This window comes from bacterium (genome assembly GCA_040754625.1).
GTDB lineage: Bacteria > JACRDZ01 > JAQUKH01 > JAQUKH01 > JAQUKH01 > JAQUKH01.
This window is the reverse complement of the sequence record JBFMCF010000086.1, coordinates 1-4,101: the sequence shown is the minus strand read 5'-3', so window position 1 is coordinate 4,101 and position 4,101 is coordinate 1. Positions and strand designations below refer to the sequence as shown.

Here is a 4,101-nt window from a genome sequence, read left to right as displayed (position 1 = left end):
AAAATTTTAATTATTTTTAATCAAACATGGCACTACACTTTGGCCAAAAAAAAGAACCGCCCCTTATTTCTATGCGGTTCTTTTCGCTTCTTTTGCGATTTTTTAGGGTTTAACTGTCAAAGTTCTGCAAATAAACAAGGGGGCTTGACCCTTTGTTTCAATCTTACCGGACCTTTGAAAACTGGACATATTTTTCAATTGCCTTTTTAAATCCGTTCATTTCAGTGTCCGTATAAGGTTTAACAGTTCTCAAGGAGGAATTTAGCGCTTCCTTTGGATTAAAATTCTGCAGGATAAATTTTTTAGCGCCCTTTATTTCTTCCGCTATTGAGGTCAATCCTTCCTTTTCTATATAACCGGGCACTAATGTCATCCTGAATTCATAATCAACACTACCGGTCAAAAGCAAATTAATGCTTTCGTGGATTTTAGATAAATCCACATCTGTCTGGGTGATAAGATTATATCTCTCATCCAGCGGGGCTTTCAAATCCATCGCGATATAATCAATCAGCTTTTTATTAATAAATATTTTTAATGAATCAGGAAATGACCCGTTAGTATCCAGTTTTACCAGAAAACCCAGATCTTTTATCGCTTCAACCAATCCCTGTAAATCTCTATTTATCAACGGCTCACCGCCGGTGATACAAACACCGTCAACCCAGCCTTTATGGCGCAGTAATTTCTTTTTTACTTCTTTCCATGGTATATCCGGCAATTTTTTATGTTCAAATAAAAGAGCGTGATTATGGCAGAATACGCACCTGAAATTACATCCCGGCAGAAAAATAACAGAGGATATTTTCCCGTCCCAGTCAACAAAAGAAGTTTCTATAAAACCCTTTATTTTCACAAAAACTCTCCCTTCAAAGAGTTATAATTTTTATTCATTTTAAACCATATCGGAAGGAAAAACAATCATAAAAAAGACCCTCTAAATTTATCGCAGTTATTAACAAAAATGGAAGGTAAAAGCGGTTTCTTCTGGAACACGGGAAATAACAATTAGCTAATGCTGGATAACATTGTTTAAACTCGGAGTTTCGCCCCGCCAGGAATTGATTTCATCGCCGTTTTGATTGGTCAAAATGATAGACGGGGTGGAAAGAACATTATAAAAACTGGCCTCTGCAAGGCCCAGGGCAGTATCTATATCAAAATATTCTACTTTCCTGCCTTTTTCCGTCAATTTATGCCCTAATTCTTTAGCCCCCGGACAAAGCGGGCAGTCTTTTTTAACAAATATTTTTATCATTCTTTTCCTCTTAATCAATTCAGATTTTTATCCCGGCGGCGGTCGGTTAATTCACCAAGTTTTCCTTTGTTCCAGCTTGAAATTCTTGTAAAATAGCCGGTAATACGTGTAATACCGTCAACATCAACAGAACCGCAATATGAACATTCACCGTACAGTCCGCGGGTGGTCCTGCCGCAGGTGTTGCAAGATGTAAATTCAGGAGAAAACGCTATCTGGGCATTCTGGGTGTTGCGGAACGTTTTCACGACAAAATTAGCTATTGATTCAGGCGACGGACGGCTTTCTCCAAGCCATATATGGGTTAAAGCGCCTGCGTCAATCAGGGGGTGAAATAAGCCTTCCTGTTTCACACGGTCAATTGAACTGATATTCGTTCCAACATTCAAATAGGTTGAATTCGTATAATATATCTCCTGTTTATCAATGTTCCCTTTAATGACCTCTTTAGTTTCTGCCGGGAAATGCCGCATATCCAGTTTAGCAAAACGATATGCAGTGGATTCCGCAGGGGTTTGCTCTAAAACAAACTTCATTCCATATTGCTTGTTCAGTTCTTTTGCTTTTAAATTCATGTGAGCTATAATTTTTAAACCAAATTTCAACACATCATTATCTTCATGCAGCTGTTTTCCAAGATGATACTGGACCATCTCATTTAAGCCGAGAATCCCAAGCAAATAAGTGGCACGGTGCATTCTTAAATATGGATAATCATCTCGTTTCATTGCCAGCATCGCAAGAGGCCCTTTACTGCCTAAACTCAGTATTTTCTCTATGAAACTCTTCTTTTCCCTGTGCGCCTGGCATGCCAGCTCAAGCTGCCGGTCAATCAATTCAAAAAGTTTAGTATTATCGTGTTTGGCAAGATAGGCGATTCTTGGCAGGTTAATTGTAACATTCTGAATCGCGGAATACCGCATACGCCAGGGCTCTTTCGCGTCATCAAAATCTTTCCCCTCGAGTTTAAACGCGAGCCTGCAGCATTCGCTTATTTTCGCAGTGTCTCCGCGGTCAAAAACAAAATATGTATTTCCTTTTTCAGTAGCCACCTCAGAAATATGGTGTAAAAATTTTTCATGGCCCTCAGTCTGGAAAAATCTTTCTGTCATATGGACCAGGGGTTTTGGAAAGAAAAACGGCCTCCCGACACCATCACCCTCTTTATAAACATCAAACAATGCCCACGCAAAATCCTGGGCGGGTTTTAAATATTCTGAATATGTTTTTCCTGTATATGTCCCTCCTGGACCGATTGCAGGAACATCTGCAAAATGTTTTGGTGTTTCCCAGTAAAGATTTATATCGCTGAATATGGCCTGCCCCCCGCGGGCAACCGCCTGCTGGGAATATTCAAAAATAAGCATCTGTGCTAATTGCCGCATATCGCCCTTCGACATTCCAGCCAGAAACGGAGCAAAAAACACATTTACCGCATCCCACCCGATGGCCCCGGCAAAATGGCCCTGAAGCGCGGCTGACATCTTTACCATCTGCGCAAGAAGCACCTCGGGATGTTTCGGAGGTTTTGCGATAGAAAGGGCGTTCGGCAAATCCAGCCCGAACTTTTTTACATATTCAACCGATTGTCCTGAACAATAAGGCCTGTCAACAAAACCCAAATCATGAAGGTGAACATCCCCTTTTATATGCGCGTCTGAAACCTCTGCCGAGAAAACATTAAGCAAGGCAAATTCTTTTTTAATATTCTCTGCCAGGGTCATGTTTGTGGCTTCGGGATTATGAGGGACATTGGCGTTCTCACAATTACGATTGACAATAATCTGTTCCGCGTCAAAAACAGGAACACCCAAACGTGTATGTTTCCTGCGTTCACTTTCAAATCCGTATTCAATCAACTTTGTATTAACAAGTTCGCGGATGAGGGGTGCTGTAATCATTTTAATCTTTGAACTTATTATTTGCTCTTCCACATCCTGGGAAATTTTTCTGGCATAAGCAAAATCGATCCCTGTCTCGCGTATCAAGGCATTTATAATCCGGTATTTGTCCCATCCGACAATATCCTCGTCCGAAGTCCGGACAAAAAGCGCAAGGTCTGTCGAATCCCCCGATAAAGACAGTTTTTCATCCTTTAAAGCCTCTGTTTTCGCCTTACGGATTTCACTTCTTTTTGCCCTGTATAAAATATAAGCCTTTGCAGTCTTTGCATGACCCATTTCAATTAAAACCTTTTCCACTACATCCTGTATTTCTTCAACAGCCGGCACTTTGTCTTTATACAGTTTTTTTAAATACATAGTAACGGCATTGGATATTTCCTCCGCCAATAATCTATCATCCCCGCCTACCGCCCGCGCAGCTTTGTAAATTGCCTCTGTAATTTTGGACTGGTCAAAATCAACTATCTTTCCGTCCCTTTTCCGGACTTGCTTCAAAACAGACAAGGAACCCGGGTGCTCAAAAATTTCTGGCTTCGGTTTTTCTACAAGAGAAATAACATTTTCTTTTTTCACGGCAGAAGGTTCCATGTTTACCTCCATCTTTATATTTTCAATTAATTATACCATATTATTTTTGTATATCGGTAAAATAAAAAATAATTATTAATTTTTCCTACATTCTATGCCATTCTATTTCTTTTTGTCAATAACATTCTTGTCAATAATATTTTATTTCTAATTATTATCTTATTTATTGTATAATATTCCACAGCATGAAACTAAATTTGCATATTAATTGTATAAATTAACAGCAGATAATGTCAAAATAGGTATGAAAGGAATGAAAGTTTTGAAACGGGGTAAATTTTAGATTTCTCCCTTTAGAAAAGGGAGATTAAGAGGGATTTGAGAGAATTGGCAAGTGTATTTAACACGATA

At 39.3% G+C, this 4,101-nt stretch carries 3 protein-coding genes; all 3 read right to left on the bottom strand.

What is annotated here, in order from left to right; genetic code table 11:
• Positions 1-163: 163 nt before the first annotated feature.
• The 3 genes from AB1498_07800 to nrdD all read right to left on the bottom strand — a co-directional run bounded on the left by AB1498_07800 (position 164) and on the right by nrdD (position 3,750).
• A complete protein-coding gene (locus tag AB1498_07800) occupies positions 164-856 on the bottom strand; it encodes an anaerobic ribonucleoside-triphosphate reductase activating protein (GenBank protein MEW6088193.1) in 693 nt (230 codons plus the stop codon).
• A gap of 156 nt (positions 857-1,012) precedes the next feature.
• The gene (locus AB1498_07795) at positions 1,013-1,258 is read right to left on the bottom strand and encodes a thioredoxin family protein (GenBank protein MEW6088192.1); all 246 of its coding nucleotides are present in this window, start codon (positions 1,256-1,258) and stop codon (positions 1,013-1,015) included.
• A 14-nt stretch (positions 1,259-1,272) separates the two neighbouring features.
• Positions 1,273-3,750: an anaerobic ribonucleoside-triphosphate reductase gene (gene nrdD, locus AB1498_07790; protein ID MEW6088191.1), complete on the bottom strand. Its 2,478-nt coding sequence runs from the start codon at positions 3,748-3,750 to the stop codon at positions 1,273-1,275.
• Positions 3,751-4,101: the final 351 nt, after the last annotated feature.